This window comes from Sinomonas cellulolyticus (genome assembly GCF_014656475.1).
In the GTDB taxonomy this organism is placed as follows: domain Bacteria; phylum Actinomycetota; class Actinomycetes; order Actinomycetales; family Micrococcaceae; genus Sinomonas; species Sinomonas cellulolyticus.
The window spans coordinates 323168-341566 of record NZ_BNCM01000002.1 but is presented as its reverse complement, the minus strand read 5'-3'; the positions used below and the strand labels follow the sequence as shown (position 1 = coordinate 341566).

The window sequence follows — 18399 nt, the reverse complement described above, 5'->3', positions numbered from 1 at the left end:
GTCGGTGGGCCAGCCGGTGGGTTGTCGACGTGTTCTGCGCCAGTGCCCGGGCGAACACTGGAGGCACACCACAAGGAAAGGGAGGACGCCATGTCTGCTGAAACTTCTCGCGGGCTCGTGGGCCAGTTCTACGACGAGGTCCTCAACGGGCGCCGGCTGGACGTGATCGACGAGATCGCGGCCGAGGAGTACACGGAGCACGATCCGCTGCCGGGCCAAGGCGAAGGCCGAGACGGCCTGCGCAACCGCGTGTCCATGCTCGTCACCGCGCTGGACCCACGCTTCACGGTCGAGGACGTCATCGCTGAGGGCGACCGTGTCGCGGTGCGCTGGCGCCATCGGGGAACCCAGGTCGAACCGTTCCTCGGGCTGCCGGCCACGGGCAAGCCGTTCGAGATCGCGGGGATCGACATCTACCGGGTCGAGGACGGCCGGCTCGCCGAGCACTGGCACGTGGTCGACCAGCTCGCGATGCTCGTGCAGCTCGGGTTCATCCCGGCCCCGGAGGCGGCCGCGCCATGAGCGCGGGCGCGGTGCGCGGCGGAGGCGCAGCCCTTCTCGCGGCGGAAGCCGACCGGGCGCTCGTCACGCTCGAGCCTGAGCTCATCCGGTGGCGCCGCGAGGTCCATGCTCATCCCGAACCGGGCTTCGAGGAGCACGCGACCGCAGCACTCATGGTCACGGGGTTCGGCGGACTCGGGCTCGCGGTGCACACGGGGATCGCGGGCACGGGGGTGGTCGTGGATCTGGACGGCGCGCTCCCGGGCCCGCGCGTCCTCGTCCGGGCCGAGCTCGACGCTCTCCCGGTGCGCGAAGCCACGGGCCTGAGCTTCGCGGCCGACGGACCGCTCGGGCACCTGTGCGGCCATGACGCGCACCTCGCAGCGCTCGCCGGCGTCGCGGCCGTTCTGGCCGCGCGGCGCGAGGCGCTGCGGGGCTCGGTGCGTTTCTGCCTCCAGCCCGCTGAGGAGCTCCTCGCGGGCGCGGCGCCCATGGTCGAGGCCGGGGTGCTCGACCGCGTCGACATGGCCCTCGGCGCGCATGTCCTCTCGGGCGTTCCCTACGGGACCGTATCCACGAATCCCGGTACGGTACTCGCCGGAGCCGACTTCTTTCGGCTCGTGGTGAGCGGCGGGGCCGGGCACGCGGGCACCCCTGGGCAGTTCGCGGACGCGATCCTTGCCGCGGCACACGTCATGACGGCGCTCCAGCCGCTTGCCGCGCGCGAGACGCCGATCGGCGAGGACCTCGTGGTGGGCATCGGGTCTGTGCATGCAGGGACGGCGGCGAACGCCGCTCCCGAGGACGTGATCCTGCTCGGGAACATCCGCTGGTTCGCCTCGGCGGTTGGGGAGTACGCACGACGCCGCGTGGTCGAGGTGGCAGCCGGGGTCGCCGGGGCTTTGGGCTGCTCAGCGAGGCTCGAGTGGACCGGTCATGCCCCCGTCTTGGCGAACGATCCCGCTCTGGCGGCCATCGCGGAAGGTGCGATCGCCGCGGCCGGCCTCGCCGCCGTCGTGCATGCCCCGCCACTGGCGGCGAGTGACGACTTCGCCGAGTTCTCCATCCGCGTGCCGAGCGTCTTCCTCGGCGTGGGGTGCGGTACCGGAGCGAGCGCCCCGCACCATCATCCGCGGTTTGAGATCGATGAGCGGGCGGTGCTGCTGACCGCGCGGGTCGAGTGCAGCGTGCTGCTCGCTCTGCTCGGCAATGCGCGGCACCCGGCGCCCCCGCCCACGGGGGGCGGGGACGCGCGTCGGGTGCCGCCCTCTTGCGAGGCTACGCAGACACCCTCCGTGGCCTGACGGCGAGCCCCACGGCAGCCGCGAGCGCGAGCGCCGAGAGGACTGCGGCGGAGACGAACCCTGCGCGCCCGCCCACCAGGAAGTCCCCGGGGACCGCGAAGGCCGCGTAGGTCGAGGCGACGATCGCAAGGCCCACTGCACCGCCGAGCTGCTGCATGGTCTGGAACAGCCCGGAGGCGGAACCGGCGTGCTCGGGCTCGACGTCCCGCAGGGCCAGCGAGGTGAGCGGCATGAACGTCAGGCCGGCCGAGATGCCCGTGAGCAGGAGGGCGCCCACCACGATCCCGAAGGGCGTCGATGCCTCCAGCTGGGTGAGCGGGAGGAACCCGACGACCCGGAGAACGGCGCCCCCGATCACGAGCCGCGCGGCGCCGAGGCGCTCCACGAGCCGCGGGATGACCCGCGACATCACGAAGATGCTCAGCGGCATCGGGAGGAAGACGAGGCCGGTCACGAGCGGGGAGAGGTGCAGGACGTCCTCGAGGTACTGGACCATGAGGAAGAACATCGCGAGCATCCCGCCGTAGGTCGCGGCCATCGCGGCGAGGGCGCTGAGCCGGCTCGGGCTGCGCAGCAGGTGCGGGCGCAGGAGCGGGTGGGCCACGCGGACCTCGGTGAATCCGAGGACCACCAGGAGTACGGCGCCGAGGGTGAGGCCGCCGATCGTGCGGACGTCGGCCCAGCCGTAGTCGGCCGCCTGCAGGAGGGCCCACACGATGGCGACGGCGCCGCCCGTGGCCGTCACCGCGCCGAGCACGTCGAACCGGCCGGACCGCCGAGGGGTCTCCTGGACGAACCGGGGGACTGCGATGAGGATCGCGACGCCGATCGGCACGTTGATGAACAGCGTCCAGCGCCAGTTCGCCGCGTCGGTGAGGACGCCGCCGAGGATGAGCCCGAGTGCGCCTCCCATGGAGGCGATCGCGGAGAAGAGGGCGAGCGCGCGGTTCCGGGCGCCGTCGTCCTTAGCATTCGTAGTGATGAGCGCGAGGACGTTCGGTGCGCCGAAGGCTGCCCCGAGGCCCTGGAGGGCCCGCGCGATGACGAGCAGGAGCGGCGAGGACGCGATCCCGCCGAGGAGCGAGAACACGGTGAAGGCCGCGACGCCCACGAGGAACGTGCGGCGGCGGCCGAGGACGTCCCCGACCCGTCCGCCGAGGAGCAGCACGCCGCCGAAGGCGAGCGCGTAGCCGTTGAGGACCCAGCTGAGGTCCGCGGGCGCGAAGCCGAGATCGGCGGCGATGTGGGGGAGCGCCACGTTCACCACGGTTCCGTCGAGGACGAGCATGAGCTGGGCGAGCATCACGAGCCACAGTCCGGTGTTGCCGGCTGTGGTGTTCGGTATCGAAGACACGCGGGGTGCCGTTGAAAGAGACATGGGGAAGTGTCCTGTTCTGGCCGGTGGGCTGACGTACACTAAGAGGAGAGAGGCTCCGCTTAGAACTATACGGAGACACTCTCCGGTTTGCAACTCTTTTTTGTGCGCTCTTTTCGGAAGGTGTGTTGACCGTGCGTGCTGATGCCCGCCGCAACCGAGATCGGATCGTGGAGACGGCCCGCGCCCTCTTCAAGGCCAAGGGTTTCAACGACGTCTCGATGGACGAGGTGGCCAAGGCCGCCGGGGTCGGCGCCGGCACGCTCTACAGGCACTTCCCGACCAAGGAGGCGCTCTACGACGCCGTCCTCGAGGCCTGGACGGAGAAGGTCAGGGCCGCCGTGGACCGCGCACTCGGACTCGACGCCCCCGCCCGGGACCGGCTCATGAGCTGGTTCACCGACTACGTGGAACTCCTCAACGGGCACAAGGGCGCCGCCGCCCGGATTACCCTCGCGCTCGGCGACCCGGGTTCGCCGTTCGCGGCCAAATGCACCCGCTATCTCGATGCCAACCAGCGCGTCATCGACGAGCTTGGCCCCGCGCTGCGGCCTGGCGTGAGCGCGATGGAGGTCTCGCGGCTGGTCGGCGCCGTGGCCTCGGTCGCGGATGCGAGCGAGCTCTCAGAGGAGGACCTCGCCTCGATGCTCAGGGTCGTCGCAGACGGGATCGTGGCCCCGGCCGAGGCTGAGCTGCCGCGCCGGTAGGCGCAGGCGGTGCCCTTGGGCACTGTCTCGCGGCGACGGGCGAGTCCAAGGACGACCCGCGCGACCTCGGGCTCCGCGCCGCCAGGGACCGCAGCCTCGCAGGGCTCACCGCGTGACCGGTGGGCTCACCGCGTAACCGGTGGGCTCACTGCGTGACGGCCGCGCGGACCGACTCGCCGGAGGCGAGCAGCTCGAGCAGGCGAGCGGTGAAGCGGGCCGCGGGAGCGCCGTCGATCACGTCGTGGTCAACGGTGAGAGTCAGCCGGCAGATCTCCCGCTCCACCACCAACCCGTCCTCGAGCCTCGGCTCGGTGCTGATGCCGCCGATCGTCACCGCGAGGGTCCCGGCGCCCGGGCTCAGCGCCCAGCCGGCGGCGCCGGTGCCCATGCCCACGTTGTTCACGCCTGCGACCCCGAGGCGAAGCGCCCACGGGACGCTCTGGCCCATCCACCGCATGAGCCGCGGCACGGCGAACAGCGGGACCGCGTCGAGCCACCGCTGGCCCGGGATCACGTCGGGAGGCCCCTGCTGCGCGGCGCGGATCTCCTCATGGATCTCGCGCAAGGACTTGGTGTCCGCGGCCCTGATCGGCAGGTAGCTCACGGCGGACTGGCCGCCCACGCTGCGCTCCACGAGCACCTCCACGATGACCTCGTCCAGGAACACGACGGTGCGCCCGTGCCGCAGGGCGTTGAAGCGCGGGAACTCGGCGAGGGCGCGGGCCACGCACGTGACCACGTACGCGGTGAACGAGAGCCGCTCGCCCGTGCGCTCATAGTTCTCGCGCAGGGCTGAGCGCGGCACGGTCAGATCAGCCTCGACGAGCCCGTACATGAGATGCCTCTTGCGCGCCACCTCTTGGCCGGCCGCGAGGGCACGCCTGGCCCGGGTCAGCCGCTCGACCCTGTATCCGCCCCGCCCGCGCACCGCTATCCCTGCCTGCCCTATTCCTCGATGACGTCCGCGATCGCCCGCAGGAGCCGTGCCACCTTCGCTGCACGATGGCCTGCCGCCCCCTGCGCCTGCGCAAGCGTCGACTCGAGCGCGGCCACCTCGGCGTCGTCCGCACGCTGACCGGCCTGCTGCGTGGCCGCCGATGCCGGGGGTGCGGACATCGCGGCCGCGCCCTTCCCGGCCGCGCCCTTCCCAGCGCCGCCCGAGCCCGCGCCGTCGTGCGATTCCGGCCCGAGGAATGTCAGCCCGAGGCGCGCCGCCTGCCCGTTCGCCTTGGGGTGCTGGCGCCCCCCGAAGTCCGCGGCGACCTTGTCGAGGAACGCCTGGTTGGTCATCGTGCCGATCGCGGCGGCGAGCAGCGGTGCCGCCTTCGCCGTGAAGTCGCCGTGCCCGGCGGTCTCGTAGGCGAGCTCGTCCGGCTGGCAGGCGCTGAACAGCACTTCGCGCGCGGCCTTGTAGCGGTCGACGGCGTTGCTCGCCTGGGGCTGGGCCGCAGGGCCGGCGTCGGGTCCGGACGGCGCGGCGCCGCGTCCCAAGGCGGCGCCGGAGCCTGTATAGCCGCGCCGCGTCATAAACGCCTTGCGCTCCTCGTCCGAGAGCACGACCCGCCGGGGGAGCCGCCGCTCCATGGTCGCTTCGGCGAGCTCGGCGGGCGAGAGGACCTCCCGCTGGCCGTCGCCGGAGTGGCACGAGTCGAAGAAGAGGGTGAGCGCCACCCCCTCGGGAAGCTGGTCCCAGATCGCGCCGAGGTCGTCGTCGATGATGAGCTCTCCCGAGCGGAAGTCGACGGGGCACAGCGCCTCGTCCTCCTGGTTCTTCCCCTGCCCGGGGGCGGCCTCGTCGCCGTCGAGGTCCGGCGCGGTGGTGCCGTGGCCGGCGTACTGGACCACGAGTGTGTCCCCGGGGGAGCTGGTCGCCACGAGTTCGAGCATCTTCAGGAGGATGCCCTCGCGCGTGGCCGCCCCGTCGGTGAGCGAGTGGACCTGGAAGCCGGCCTTCTCGAGCTCGGTGGCCCACGCCCCGGCATCGGCCACGCAGCCGTTCAGCTGGTCCTGGGGCTGCTCGTAGAGGTTGATGCCCACACAGAGAGCCTTGCGGGTGGCGGCGTTCGGCCACGTAGGGACCGGGACATCGCGGGGCTGGGCCGGCCAGAGCGACTCTGCCCCGCGGGTCGCAGGCATCGGGCGGATGTCCTTCCTGCCGCCGAGGATGCGCCGCATGACGCTCTCCATCGTGGCCGGATCGTCGTCGAACGCGCCGTGGCTGCGCGCGTCGCTGCTCGAGCTCGGCCCCGTATCCGCGGTGGACCACACGACCTCTGCCGAGGAACCGGAATCCGGGTCGCCGAAGAATTCGGCCAGCACGGGGTCCGCCTCGACCGATGCCTGCAGGCCCAGGATCGGGTCGCCCACGCGGGGCTCGAAGGAGGCACGCACGAGGTACAGGAGGCTCTTGCCGTAGACCCGCACGCAGTTGTCCGCGCGCTCCAGATCGTCCGTCATGGTGAACATGGCCATCTTGCCGATCCCGGAGTCGAGCAGCGGGACGAGCTTGTCCTTGAAGGTGTCTGTGCGCACCGCGGGCGCGAGCAGGCTCACGCTCTCGATGCGGTCCACGCCGCGGTTGTCGAGGAGCACCGGCAGGAAATGCGAGTGGAAGATCGACCCGGCGCTGTGGCCCACCGCATGGATCGACAGGGCGTCCGGGTGGGCCCGCACGAACGAGCCGAGCTGGTCCGCGAAGAACCTCGCGCCGCCGGCCTCGGACGAGGCCAGCTCGGCGTAGCGCTTCATCTCGCCCCACACGCGTTCCCCCTGGCCGAACCTCGCCGCGAGCTCCACGATGCGGTCCTTGAAGTCGCCCGGCCCCCGGCTGCCGCTGAGCCATCCCGCTAGGGCGTCCGCGAGGGAGGGAACGAGCCCCGTCTCCCAGACGAAGAAGATCGGGTAGATGCCGTTGTCCTTCCACCACGGAATGCGCTGCTCCGCGGCGCGCAGCCCCGAGGCCTCGGTGACGAGCCCGCCATGCGCATTCACCATCAGGGGCGTGGGACCCGACCGGCCCTCGAGGAATGCGGGCAGGTGCGTGCCGAAGATGTCCTGCACGTCCTGCGCCGTCGTGAAGTACTCACCCTCGCCGTCCGGTCCAGTCGCCAGCATTCCGCGGTGGAGGTCGACCACGTGCGGCTTGAGGGCGGCGAGCTCGTCGGCGCTGAGGCCTGATCCCCGGCTCGCGGCGGTCGTGGGGCTGGTCATGGTGATTCCTTCCGGACTGCGGGGTCGGGGCCGGCGCTCTCGGAGCGGACGGCCAGGAGCAGGAGGCGGGCGTCGTCGTCGTGCTTCCCGGCGACGATGCGGAAGGCGAGGCCGCCGGCCGCCGTCCCGCTCGCGTACACCACGTCGGGGCACTGGCTCTCGCGGAGGACGACGAGGACGGCGCGGCGCGCGGCACCGAGATGCGGGAGCGAGAGCGCAACCGTGCCGGGGCCGCCGTCGGGAGGGGCCGTGAGGGCATACTGCTCGAGGAGCGTGAAGGAGCCGGCCGCGAAGAGGTCGAGGACTTCGGGCGGGATCGGCTCGGGCTGTGCGATGCGGACCTGCCACCCGCCGTGGGCAGATGCCTGCACGAGGGGCACTTCTGGATGGACCACCTCGGCGGGCCTCCTTCATGCGGTGCGAGGCTCCCCAGCCAGGCCAACGCAGAAGAATTGGTAGCGCCATGCTGTCACAGGCGTGTGTGCCGTTCCAGTGTCGGACGCGCGCAGTCCGTTCCAGTGTCGGTGGCCCGTACTAAGGTAGGGCGCGTAGGCGAAACCCGAGGAGGGGCGGCATGGTGACCCAGGAGCCAGGCGCGTACGAGGGTGCCTCCGCGGCCACGGGACGGACGGTGGTGCACGAGGCCGCCGTCGCGAAGGTCGCTGCCGCGGCGGCCCGTCGGGTTGCAGGCGTCCACTCCCTCGGGACCGGCCCCTCACGGGCGCTCGGGGCGATCCGGGACGCGGTCGCCCAGAATCCCGCAGACCATGCGGCGGGTGTGCGCGCCGAGGTGGGCCAGGAACAGGCCGCCGTGGACGTCACGCTCGTCGCCTCGTACGGGGTTCCGCTCCAGGCGCTCGCCGAGCGGGTCCGGGCAGCCGTGTACCGGGCGGTCGAGGAGCTCACCGGCCTGGACGTCATCGAGGTCAACGTCGAGATCGCCGATGTGTTCATCGGCGAGGCACGGCAGGGGGCCAAGCCCTCAGGAATCGAGGTGCAGTGAATCCCGTGGTCGTGGGCATCGCCGTGGGGGCCTTCCTCGCGTTCATGTCCTTCCAATTCGGCGTGTGGGGCTTCCTCGGCTCCCTCATCTTCATGGCTGTGGGCGCCGTCCTCGGGCGCGCGGTTCAAGGCCAGATCGACCTGCGGCGCGTCTGGGAGGCGCTGCTCGGGCGGCGATCGTCCTCGTGACGGGCCACGCCCCCGGCAATCCTGGCTTCGTGCCAGCGCCTCCGGCTCGCGCACCGGGGCAGACACTCGCCGGACTCAATCGCGTGAGCACGCAGGCGCTGACGAGCCTCGCGCAGGCCGCCGCCGCGGCTGAGCTCGGCGTGCGGCCCTCCGACGTGCGCGTCGACTGGTCGGACGACGCCGGCCTGCTCGCCCTGCGGATCGTCGCTCCGGTCGCGATCCCGGACCTTGGCACGGAGGGCGCCGGGCTCGACGCGTGGGGCGGCAGCGTCTGGGAGCGCTGCGCCAGGGCCAAGGGCGTCATCCTCGAGTCGGTCACACGGCTCAGCGGCGCAACGCTCTCCCGCGTCGACCTGCGGATCTCCGGGATGCGAGTCGGGCGCCCCGTGCGCCCGCTCGCCCCCTGGCGGGAGGCGGCTCATGCCTGAGCGACCATCCCCGCGCCGGCAAGCCGCGTCCGGCTCTCCCCACGGGCTCGACTCCGCCGTGCGCCGCGAGACCAGCTCCTCGCGGGCGTACGTCGCCGCCGGTGTGGCCGTCGTGGTCGCCTTGGGGTGCGCGTACCTGCTGCTCGAGTCCACGCTCCAGGCCTTCGGGCAGCCCGCGTGGCTCATCGATCCAGAATCGGCTGCGCACGCTGTGGCCGGGCTGCCGGGGGATACCAACCGAGGCCTCCTGGGCCTGATCGGGGCGGTCCTCGTGATGGTCGGGATCATGCTCGTGGTCGTCGCCGTGCGGCAGGGCCGACGCGGCCGGCGTTCGCTGCCGGGCGGCCGGGTCGCCGTTGTGGTCGACGACGAGGTGCTCGCCTCTGCGCTCGCGCGGCGGGCCCGCGCCGCGGCCCTGGTGCGCCCCGAACAGGTCAACGTAGTGCTGAGCGATCGCGAAGCGGTGGTCAACGTCCGCCCCACCTCCGGCATGCCGGTCCGCGCCGAGGACGTGCTCGCTGCCACCGAGGACGAGCTCGCCCGGCTCCGGCCTGACCCCTACCCGCAACTGCGGGTCCGGGTCGAGGGCACGGGGGTGGTCGGCGCATGAACGGCACCCCACGCACCCTCAACCGGGTCCTGGTCTTCCTCTTCGGCGCCGCGGTCCTCGCGGTCGGAGCGATCATCGTGCTGCTTGCCACCATCCCCGCCGTCGGTGCGTGGTGGCACACGTGGGCACCCTCGGCAGCCGAGGCCGTGGGCGTCGTGTTCGAGGGCTCCCGAGTGCCGGGCACGCGGGTGTCATGGCTGTGGCTCATGCTCACGGTGGCTGCGGTCGTCGTCGTGCTCCTGATGATCTGGTGGATCGCGCAGCAGGGGAAGGGGCGCCGCGACCTGGTCGCGTCAACCGGGCCCGATGGGGGTGCCGGGCCGGGTGGCGAGTTCCTCCCCGGCGAAGTGCCGGGCAGGGTCAGCATCTCCGCCGCCGCCGTGGAGCAGGCGATGCGTGCGGCACTCGCCCCGCGCAAGGATGTGCTGGGAAGCAGTGTTGCCGCCGTCGACTTCGAGGGCCGCACCGCCCTCCGGCTCAGACTTGTTGCCCGGCAGGGCGCGGATCCTGCCGCCTTGGCAGCGGACGCCGGCTGGCTCGTCACCCGACTCGAGAGCGTCGTGGGCATCTCTGTTCCGGTCCTCGTCCACATCACGTCGGGGGCCCGGTCCCGCTTCAGCCGGGCCGAGCGGGTCCGCTGACGCGGCACGGCGCCTGGCGGGCCGGCTTCCGACCGGCTGAGCTCCGGGCTCGGCTATCGCCCCGGGCCGGATCGCCTTGTACGGTCCACCCGGTGCCCCTAGCGTCGGGTGTGGGGCGCGTTTCGCCCACGCCGAGCGGCCGGCACCCCGGCCATGAAACGGCCGGCACCCCGGCCATGAAAGGGAGAGGTGCATCGATGAGCGAGGGCAACGGCGCCGGAGGCGCCAAGGAAGGCTTCGACGCTGCGCTGGAGAAGGGCCGCGAACTCGCGGGAGAGGCTGCCGAGAACGTCAAGGACTTCGCCGGTGACGCTGTCGAGAGCGCCAAGGGGTTCGCTGCCGACGCTACCGAGAACGTCAAGGATTTCTTCTCCGGTGACGTCGGCCAGCACGCGAAGGACTTGGCCGAGGATGTGGCCCAGAACGTCAAGGGCCTCGGATCAAAGATCGCCGGAATCTTCACGGGGGACAAGGACTAGCGCACCTCCGGTTCCGACGTCTCAGGCCGCTCCCCTCGGGAGCGGCCTGACCTGTTCCCGGGTGGAGGAGCGCCCAAGATCACGGGGAGGACACGATCTGCGTAAGCGCTTGCACAGGGGGTATCGTCCCCCTAGTGTGAGGTCCACCACACATCATTGAGGTGGCGATGCGTTCTGGTGCGCGCGCTGCCTCGCCCAACACAGGAGTCGGAGCATGAGAAACCGCAAGTTCTCCAGGTATGCATCTCCGTTCGCAGCGGCGAGCGTCCTGGTCTTGGCACTCTCGGGCTGCAGCGGATCGAGCGGGGGTGGCGGGGGGAACGCGAGCGGCGGAGGAGATGCCGCCAACAATCAGGACGGCCGCGGGCCGATCACCTACGTCCAGGGCAAGGACAACTCGAATGTGGTCCGGCCGATGATCGATGAGTGGAATGCCGCCCATCCCGACCAGAAGGTCACCTTCAAGGAGCAGTCGGACTCCGCAGACCAGCAGCATGACGATCTGGTCCAGCACTTCCAGGCGAAGGACGCAAGCTACGACGTGGTCGATGTCGACGTCGTGTGGACCGCCGAGTTCGCTGCCAAGGGCTGGCTCCAGCCGCTCAAGGACAAGCTGGCCATCGACACGACCGGGATGCTCCCCTCCACCGTCAAGACGGCCACGTACGGCGGCACGATCTACGCCGCGCCCCAGTCCTCCGATGGCGGCCTGCTGTACTACCGCAAGGATCTCGTGCCCAACCCGCCGAAGACGTGGGACGAGATGATGAACATGTGCTCGATCGCGAAGCAGAACAACATGGGCTGCTATGCGGGCCAGTTCCAGAAGTACGAGGGACTCACGGTCAACGCCGCCGAGGCCATCAACACGTGGGGCGGCAAGATCGTCGACGACTCGGGCAAGGCGGTCGTGAACTCGCCGGAGTCCAAGACCGGTCTGAGCAAGCTCGTGGACGCCTTCAAGAACGGCAACATCCCTGCTGAGGCGATCACCTACAAGGAGGAGGAGAGCCGCACCGCGTTCCAGGACGGAAAGCTCCTCTTCCTGCGCAACTGGCCGTACGTGTACAACATTGCGTCCAAGACGGACGGCTCGTCCAAGGTCGCCGACAAGTTCGGCGTCGCGCCGCTGCCGGGCAAGGACGGCCCGGGTGCCTCGTCGCTCGGCGGCCACAACGCAGCGATCAGCGTCTACTCCAAGAACAAGGCCACCGCGCTGGACTTCCTGAAGTACATGACGAGCGCCGAGCAGCAGAAGAACTTCGCGATCCGCGGTTCGCTGGCCCCCGTGCTCTCCAACCTCTACACGGACAAGGACCTGACGGCCAAGCTGCCGTATCTGCCGACGCTGCTGACGTCGATCCAGAACGCCGTCCCACGCCCTGTGACCCCGTACTACCCGGGTGTCACCAAGGCCATCCAGGACAACGCCTACTCGGCATTGAAGGGCGAGAAGTCGGTTGACCAGGCCCTGAGCGACATGCAGAACGCGCTCGTGGCGGCAGGCGCCAAGTAGCCCTCGAGGATGGACGGCCCGGCGTCATCCGGGCGCCGGGCCGTCCCCTTCCCGACAGGAGACATCATGTCCACTGAGGTACCTCCACGGTCCACAGAGAAGACCGCGTCCACCGCGACGCACCAGATGCCGAAGCGCGAGAGCGCTGACCGGAAGCAGGTCACCCAAGGGCGTTGGGCCTCGGTGCTCCTGCTGCCCACCCTTATTCTCCTGGCGATCGTCATCGTCTACCCGGTGATCAACGCGATCGTCATCTCGTTCCAGAAGGATCAGAGCCTCAACCCCACGACTGGCCTCTTCGAAGCCGGTGGCCCGGCTGGGTTCAGCAACTACACTGACTGGCTGTTCCAGCAGTGCAGCGGCCAGCCCTGCCCTCCCGGAACGCTGGGATCGCAGTTCTGGTCCTCGATGGGCACCACCTTCTTCTTCGCTGTCGTGACAGTGGCTCTCGAAACGGTCATCGGCTTCTGGATGGCCGTCATCATGGCCCGCGCCTTCAAGGGGCGCAGCGCCGTCCGCGCCGCCGTCCTCGTCCCCTGGGCCATCCCGACCGCCGTCACGGCCAAGCTGTGGTTCTTCATCTTCGCCTTCGACGGAATCGCCAACAAGCTCTTCGGCACGCAGATCCTCTGGACCGGATCCGAGTGGCCGGCCAAGTGGGCGATCATCATCGCGGACGTCTGGAAGACCACGCCGTTCATGGCGCTCCTCATCCTCGCTGGGCTCCAGCTGATTCCGGACGAGGTCTACGAGGCGGCCAAGGTCGATGGAGCGAGCACCTGGCAGCGCTTCACCCAGATCACGCTCCCACTCGTCCGGCCCGCGCTCATGGTCGCGATCCTCTTCCGCGCCCTTGATGCCCTGCGTATGTTCGACCTCCCGTTCATCATGACCCAGGGCGCCAACAACACCTCGACGCTCTCGATCCTCGTGGTGGACCAGATCCGGCAGGGGTTCAACAGCGCTGCCGCACTGTCCACCATCACGTTCCTCGTGATCTTCCTCGTGGCGTTCATCTTCGTCCGCTTCCTCGGCGCCAACGCCGTGGGCGCGGCCACCTCCTCGGGAAAGAAGTGACATGGCAGCCACCGCAACACTCCCGCGCACCGCGTCGGCTCCCGCCCGCCGCAAGAAGTTCGACTGGGGGCAGGTCCGGACCTACGTCTCGGCCGTCATCATCCTCGTCTGGTGCCTCGCGCCGGCCTACTGGATGATCGTCACGGCCTTCCGCGACACGGGGTTCACCTTCGACACGTCGATCCTTCCCACCCACGTCACGTGGGACAACTTCGCGACGGTGTTCGACGAGAGCCTTGGCAACCACTTCGGCCGTAACCTGATCAACAGCGTGATCGTGGCCGGCGTGACGACGCTGGTCGCCCTCGTGGTCGGCGTGTTCGCCGCCTACGCCCTCGCGCGCCTGAACTTCCGGTTCAAGTTCGCGGTCATGGGGTTCATCCTCGGGGCGTCCATGTTCCCCGGCGTGGCCATCGTGACCCCGCTGTTCCAGCTGTTCACCAATATCGGCTGGATGGGGACGTACCAGGCGATGATCATCCCGGACATCTCCTTCACGCTGCCGCTCACGGTCTACACGCTGACCTCCTTCTTCCGCGAGATGCCATGGGAGCTCGAGGAGTCAGCGCGCATTGACGGATGCACCCAGGGCCAGGCATTCCGCAAGGTCATCCTCCCGCTCGCAGCTCCCGCCACGTTCACGACGGCGATCCTCGCCTTCATCGGGGCATGGAACGAGTTCCTCATCGCGAGCCAGCTGTCCTCGGATGCAACGCGGCCCGTCACCGTGGCGATCGCGTACTTTGCGGGAGCCCAGCCCCACCAGGAGCCCTACACCGCCGTCATGGCGGCGGGCACGATCGTCACTGTCCCGCTGGTGATCCTTGTGCTCGTGTTCCAGCGCAAGATCGTGGCCGGCCTGACCGCCGGTGCGGTCAAGTGATCGATCCGAAGGACCCGATGTCCGTGGGAGGGGCGGCCTACCGCCGCTCCTCCCCGCATCGGCGGGCAGTGATCGAGCAGTTCGAGATCTTCATGGGCTTCCTGGCGTTCTGGGGACTCGTGCTGCTCGCCGTCACGGTGTGGCTCGAGGTCACTGGGCAGTTCGCGCTCGGCTGGGCGCTCGGCCTGCTGGCCGTGGCCCTCGCGATGGCGGGCCTCTGGGCGCTGCGCCGGAAGGTCCTGCGTGGGGAGAAGAACGAGTTCAAGGGCTGAGCCCTCGGGGCAGGGCGGCGACTGATCGGGGAGGACCATGGTTGGGATCGACGACGTTGCGGCAGCCGCCGGCGTCTCGACCGCCACGGTGTCGAGAGCCCTCCGGGGACTTCCCCGCGTCTCCCCGGCCACGCGCAGCAAGATCCTCGCCACCGCGAACGAACTGGGGTACGTGCCCTCGTCCGCGGCGTCGCGGCTTGCCTCAGGCAAGACGCGCACCGTAGGCGTCCTCGCCCCCTACGTGGACCGGTGGTTCTTCGGGAAGGCGATTGCCGGCGTCGACCATGAACTGCATGGGCGCGGCTACAACCTCTCGCTCTTCAATCTGGGCGGCCGCTCCGCGCCCAGAGAGCGGCTGTTCAGCCGGGCCATGGTGCACAAGCAGATCGACGCCCTCCTGCTCCTGTGCATGTACCTGCACCCTGAGGAGATCGAAGACCTCCACGCGATCGATATGCCGCTCGTGGTCGTCGGTGGCCCGGTCGAGGGCATTGCGACCGTGGGTATCGACGACTACAGGGCCGCGAAGACCATCACCGAGCACCTCATCCACCTCGGGCACCGCCACATCGCACTCCTCCACGGCAGCGACGATCTGGAACTGAACTTCTCCGTCCCCAAGATCCGGGTCGAGGGGTTCCACGACGCCGTCCATGAAGCTGGTCTCGAGCTTGGCCCGGACGCCGTGTTCTTCGGAAATTTCACCGTAGCGAGCGGCGTCGAGGCCATGCGCCGATTCATGGCGCTCCCCGAGCCGCGCCCCACGGCAATGGTGTGCGCCTCGGACGAGATGGCGCTGGGCGTGCTCTTCGAGGCGCGGCGGCAGGGCCTCCGGGTGCCCGAGGACTTCTCCGTGGTGGGGATCGACGGTCACGAAATCGGAGCTTCAGCCGGACTGACCACCGTGTGGCAGGACCCGACGGCGCAGGCGCGGCGCGGCACGCGCATGCTCCTCGCAGAGCTGGCTGGCGAGGCAGGGGCCGTCCACTCCGAAATGGCGGAACAGCGGCTGATCGTGCGGGAGACTACCGCTGCGCCCCCAGCCTTCTGAGCGTTCCTTCTGAGGTGCAGGGGGTCCCGCCGGCGGTAGGGCCCGTGGGCAGCATGTGGTGTGTGAAGCCGCCATCCGTGGGGTAAGGCCCTGTCTGTCAATGCCGAACGGCAGCGACGGATTGCGGGAGGAAGCACCATGACTGAACCGATGTCCACCGGCCAAGGCTGGCCTGACCAGTCGCAGTCCACGGCCGACACAGCCAAACACGAGGCCCGCGGGGTGGCCGATCAGACCGCCTCCTCCGCTGGAGCCGTCGGCGGGGTCGCCAAGCAGGAGGCCTCCAACGTGGCTCAGGAAGCCACCTACCAGGCGAAGGACCTGATGCGCCAAGGGCGCCAGGAGCTCATGGACCAGGCGTCGCAGCAGCAGGCGCGCGCCGCGGACGGTCTCCGCTCCATCCACCGCCAGCTCAGCTCGATGGCGTCCAACACTGACCAGCAGGGCATGGGGACGGACCTGGTCCGTCAGGCCGCTGAGAAGGCCGGCGGCTTCGCTGACTGGCTTGACCGGCGTGACCCGGGCTCGGTCCTGAACGAGGTCAAGTCCTACGCCCGACGCCGCCCGGGCGCCTTCCTCGCCATCGCGGCGGGGGCGGGCCTCCTCGTCGGCCGCCTGACCAGGTCGCTCGCCGACGAGGCGCGGGACTCCGCTCAGTCGTCCGGGTCCGGAAGGCCGCTCGCTTCCACTGATTCCTCGGGCGCTGTCACCCAGGAGCCCGGCCTCGGGACCGGCACCGCCTACCCGGGCCCCGGCACTGGCTACACGGCTCAGGAGCCGGCCTACACCGGCACCGGGGAACCATACACGGAGCAGGGCTTGGCGCCCGCGCCGGTGGATGGTGAGGGCCGCGCCTACAGGGACGGCGCTGCCTACGGCAGTGACTACCCGCAGGCACCCGCCGAGTACGCCGCCGGGACGGGCGAGTACGGGTCCGGCACCGGTGAGTATGCCGCCGGGGCTGGCCAGTACGGGACCGGCGCTGGAGAGCACGTCGCAGGCACGGGCCAGTATGGGACAGGTGCCGACGAGTATGCCGCCGGGGCTGGCCAGTACGGTACGGGCACGGGAGAGCACGTCGCTGGCACCGGCGAGTATGCCGAGACTGGCCAGTACGGGACGGGCGCCGGGGGGAACCTCGCTGACACCGGGTCGTATGGTCCGGGCACCGAGTCGCTGGACCCCGAAGATGCCCCCGACCTGCCGGACCGTCGCCCCGGAGGGAGGGATGAATCACGATGAGCCATTCAGCGGGATACGAACAGGCCCCGAACGGGGCTACGCTGCCCGGCGAGGTCCCCAGGCCGCTCGGGAGCGAACAGATCGCTGAGGAGAAGGCCGCCACGCAGTCCCTCGGCGACCTCGTCGGGGATGTGATGGCCGATCTCTCGGCCCTCATGCGCAAGGAAGTCGAGCTCGCCAAGGCTGAGGTCCGGGAGTCGGGCAAGCGCGTGGGCAAGGGCGCCGGGATGTACGCCGGAGCCGGAATTGCGGGACATTTCGTGCTGCTGTTCCTCTCGCTCGCCCTATGGTGGGCACTCGGCACCTATCTCGTCGGCCTCGGATGGTCTGCCGTGATCCTCGCCGTCATCTGGGCGATCATCGGTGCCATCCTTGCCGTCCAGGCCAAGAAGCAGATCGAGTCGATGAGGGGCATGCCGCAGACGGCGGAAACGCTCCGCGAGATACCCCCCACGCTCAAGCCACATGAGGAGACACGATGAGCCAGAACCCTGATGAGATCCGGGCCGACATCGAGCGCACCCGTGCTCGGCTGGGCACCGACGTGGACGCCGTCGCAGACAAGGTGACGCCCTCGCAGATCGCGCATCGCCAGACCGAGAAGGTCAAGGGCGCGCTGTCCAATGCCAAGGACGCCGTCATGGGCACAGCGGACGACGCCGCGAGCGGCACCCGCGACGCCCTCGCAGGCGCCGGGGACGCGGTGGGCAACGCGGGCGACACCGTGAAGCGCAAGACCCGCGGCAACCCCTTGGCCGCCGGCCTGATGGCCTTCGGCGCCGGGCTGCTGGTCGCCTCGCTCATTCCCGCCTCGGAGAAGGAGCAGGAGCTGGCCCAGAACGTCAAGGAGAAGGCGCAGCCACTCACGCAGCAGCTCGCCGACGCTGGCTCCGAGGTTGCCCAGCACCTGAAGGAGCCTGCCCAGGACGCACTCCAGTCCGTCAAGGACACGGCCGCCGAGAGCGCGTCCAACGTCAAGGACGAGGCACAGGCCCAGAGCTCGAACGTCCAGGACAGAGCGCAGGAAGCCCAGCAGCGCGTGCAGGGGTCCTGACCGGCGGTGCCAGGACGGCAGGCCTCAAGAAGCGCGGGCCAACTGGCGGATCGGAATCCACCGGGATGCGAGGCGGCGGTAGGCCGCAGCGGCACCGGTCATATCACCCTCCGCGAGGCACTCGACGCCCAGCAGGACATCGCTCGGCGAGTCGTCGGGGAAGACCCGGTCGGCAACGCCGCCATAGTCAAGCTCGACCATCGCGTCGGGGTGGAACTCCTCAAGCCACTCAGTGAGGGTGGTGAGCTCGTCGAGGAGGTTCATCTCGGGAGCGGCCAGGGCGAGGTTCGCCACGGCGAACCTCGCCCTGCTGATTGCCTTGGCCCAGCTCGCGGTCATCCGCACCGTTACGATGTGGTCGTCCTCTTCGACGACCTCCGTCGGGTCGCCCTCATGGAACAGGACGAACCAGCTGAAGGGGATGCCCCAGAGTGATTCCCGGGTGTTGATCCGGGGGGTTCCCGACTCCTCGGCGAGGCGGTCCACGCGTTCCTGGTGCTTGGCGCGCGCGCTCTCGGGCAACAGGACCGCCGCGAGGGGAGCGGGCGCCGTCGTGAGCACCGACTCTGCGGCGAGCCCAGCGCGCAGTACGAGCTGCGAGGGGCAGTAGAGGGTGTGGCCCTCCACGCTGAGGGAGCGGGTGAATTCGGCACGGCCGTCGGGGAACGGGTCCGCGGACGAGCGGATGATGCGCCGGAGGGCATCCTCGGCCTCGGCATCGTCGAGGATCTGCCGCCCCTGGGCTGACGTTCCCCGTTTGACCCGCTCCCGCTCTTCAGCCGTGAAGGCCGAGAGCGGCTCGTAGACCCGCAGCTGCGAGGCGAGGGGGCGTCCCGCGCGGCCGTGCCGCGTGCTCAT

Annotated in this window: 22 protein-coding genes; 17 read left to right on the top strand and 5 right to left on the bottom strand. The window is 70.0% G+C overall.

Annotation, left to right across the window (positions count from 1 at the left end; translation table 11 throughout):
- The first annotated feature begins 90 nt into the window (after positions 1-90).
- Together IE231_RS03800 and IE231_RS03795 are read left to right on the top strand one after the other, a co-directional pair.
- The gene (locus IE231_RS03800; protein ID WP_189692608.1) at positions 91-522 is read left to right on the top strand and encodes an ester cyclase; all 432 of its coding nucleotides are present in this window, start codon (positions 91-93) and stop codon (positions 520-522) included.
- Positions 519-1805, top strand: coding sequence for a M20 metallopeptidase family protein (locus IE231_RS03795; RefSeq protein ID WP_189692607.1), 1287 nt, complete (start codon positions 519-521; stop codon positions 1803-1805). Before IE231_RS03800 ends, IE231_RS03795 begins: the two co-directional genes overlap by 4 nt.
- Here the strand turns inward: IE231_RS03795 and IE231_RS03790 are convergent.
- Positions 1780-3159, bottom strand: coding sequence for an MFS transporter (locus IE231_RS03790; RefSeq protein ID WP_201896922.1), 1380 nt, complete (start codon positions 3157-3159; stop codon positions 1780-1782). The genes IE231_RS03795 and IE231_RS03790 overlap by 26 nt on opposite strands.
- Positions 3160-3314: 155 nt before the next feature.
- Here IE231_RS03790 and IE231_RS03785 point away from each other — a divergent pair, with 155 nt between their 5' ends.
- Complete coding sequence (locus IE231_RS03785) at positions 3315-3887, top strand: TetR/AcrR family transcriptional regulator (RefSeq protein WP_189692605.1); 573 nt, start codon at positions 3315-3317, stop codon at positions 3885-3887.
- Positions 3888-4032: 145 nt separating this feature from the next.
- Here IE231_RS03785 and IE231_RS03780 read toward each other — a convergent pair whose 3' ends face one another.
- From IE231_RS03780 to IE231_RS03770, 3 genes are read right to left on the bottom strand one after another with little or no spacing between them, the layout of a single operon-like run.
- On the bottom strand, positions 4033-4815 hold the full coding sequence (locus IE231_RS03780; protein ID WP_189692604.1) for a 2-oxo acid dehydrogenase subunit E2: 783 nt from the start codon (positions 4813-4815) through the stop codon (positions 4033-4035).
- A 17-nt stretch (positions 4816-4832) separates the two neighbouring features.
- Positions 4833-7097 (bottom strand): caspase family protein, encoded by a 2265-nt coding sequence (locus IE231_RS03775; RefSeq protein ID WP_189692603.1) that lies wholly within the window; start codon positions 7095-7097, stop codon positions 4833-4835.
- On the bottom strand, positions 7094-7492 hold the full coding sequence (locus IE231_RS03770) for a hypothetical protein (RefSeq protein ID WP_189692602.1): 399 nt from the start codon (positions 7490-7492) through the stop codon (positions 7094-7096). The genes IE231_RS03775 and IE231_RS03770 overlap by 4 nt, the downstream gene beginning before the upstream one ends.
- 179 nt (positions 7493-7671) lie before the next feature.
- Between IE231_RS03770 and IE231_RS03765 the strand changes: the two genes are divergently transcribed.
- The 14 genes from IE231_RS03765 to IE231_RS03700 all read left to right on the top strand — a co-directional run bounded on the left by IE231_RS03765 (position 7672) and on the right by IE231_RS03700 (position 17541).
- Complete coding sequence (locus tag IE231_RS03765) at positions 7672-8100, top strand: Asp23/Gls24 family envelope stress response protein (protein ID WP_189692601.1); 429 nt, start codon at positions 7672-7674, stop codon at positions 8098-8100.
- Complete coding sequence (locus tag IE231_RS03760) at positions 8097-8288, top strand: hypothetical protein (protein ID WP_189692600.1); 192 nt, start codon at positions 8097-8099, stop codon at positions 8286-8288. Before IE231_RS03765 ends, IE231_RS03760 begins: the two co-directional genes overlap by 4 nt.
- Positions 8289-8371: 83 nt before the next feature.
- Entirely contained in the window at positions 8372-8716 is a 345-nt protein-coding gene (locus IE231_RS03755; RefSeq protein ID WP_229866472.1) for a hypothetical protein, read from the top strand.
- Entirely contained in the window at positions 8709-9326 is a 618-nt protein-coding gene (locus IE231_RS03750; protein WP_189692598.1) for a hypothetical protein, read from the top strand. Before IE231_RS03755 ends, IE231_RS03750 begins: the two co-directional genes overlap by 8 nt.
- Positions 9323-9967: a hypothetical protein gene (locus IE231_RS03745; protein WP_189692597.1), complete on the top strand. Its 645-nt coding sequence runs from the start codon at positions 9323-9325 to the stop codon at positions 9965-9967. Before IE231_RS03750 ends, IE231_RS03745 begins: the two co-directional genes overlap by 4 nt.
- Positions 9968-10164: 197 nt before the next feature.
- Positions 10165-10446, top strand: coding sequence for a hypothetical protein (locus IE231_RS03740; RefSeq protein ID WP_189692596.1), 282 nt, complete (start codon positions 10165-10167; stop codon positions 10444-10446).
- 214 nt (positions 10447-10660) lie between these two features.
- On the top strand, positions 10661-11962 hold the full coding sequence (locus IE231_RS03735) for an ABC transporter substrate-binding protein (protein WP_189692595.1): 1302 nt from the start codon (positions 10661-10663) through the stop codon (positions 11960-11962).
- Between the two features lie 66 nt (positions 11963-12028).
- Positions 12029-13039: a carbohydrate ABC transporter permease gene (locus IE231_RS03730; protein WP_189692594.1), complete on the top strand. Its 1011-nt coding sequence runs from the start codon at positions 12029-12031 to the stop codon at positions 13037-13039.
- A gap of 1 nt (position 13040) precedes the next feature.
- A complete protein-coding gene (locus tag IE231_RS03725; RefSeq protein WP_189692593.1) occupies positions 13041-13922 on the top strand; it encodes a carbohydrate ABC transporter permease in 882 nt (293 codons plus the stop codon).
- Complete coding sequence (locus IE231_RS03720) at positions 13919-14194, top strand: hypothetical protein (protein ID WP_306341556.1); 276 nt, start codon at positions 13919-13921, stop codon at positions 14192-14194. Before IE231_RS03725 ends, IE231_RS03720 begins: the two co-directional genes overlap by 4 nt.
- Before the next feature lie 37 nt (positions 14195-14231).
- Entirely contained in the window at positions 14232-15245 is a 1014-nt protein-coding gene (locus IE231_RS03715) for a LacI family DNA-binding transcriptional regulator (protein WP_189692592.1), read from the top strand.
- Positions 15246-15383: 138 nt separating this feature from the next.
- Entirely contained in the window at positions 15384-16487 is a 1104-nt protein-coding gene (locus IE231_RS03710) for a hypothetical protein (RefSeq protein ID WP_189692591.1), read from the top strand.
- On the top strand, positions 16484-16969 hold the full coding sequence (locus tag IE231_RS03705) for a phage holin family protein (protein WP_189692590.1): 486 nt from the start codon (positions 16484-16486) through the stop codon (positions 16967-16969). Before IE231_RS03710 ends, IE231_RS03705 begins: the two co-directional genes overlap by 4 nt.
- Positions 16966-17541: a DUF3618 domain-containing protein gene (locus IE231_RS03700; protein ID WP_189692589.1), complete on the top strand. Its 576-nt coding sequence runs from the start codon at positions 16966-16968 to the stop codon at positions 17539-17541. The genes IE231_RS03705 and IE231_RS03700 overlap by 4 nt, the downstream gene beginning before the upstream one ends.
- A 24-nt stretch (positions 17542-17565) precedes the next feature.
- On the opposite strand, the gene IE231_RS03695 is transcribed toward IE231_RS03700, so the two are convergent.
- The gene (locus IE231_RS03695; protein ID WP_189692588.1) at positions 17566-18399 is read right to left on the bottom strand and encodes a DUF8083 family protein; all 834 of its coding nucleotides are present in this window, start codon (positions 18397-18399) and stop codon (positions 17566-17568) included.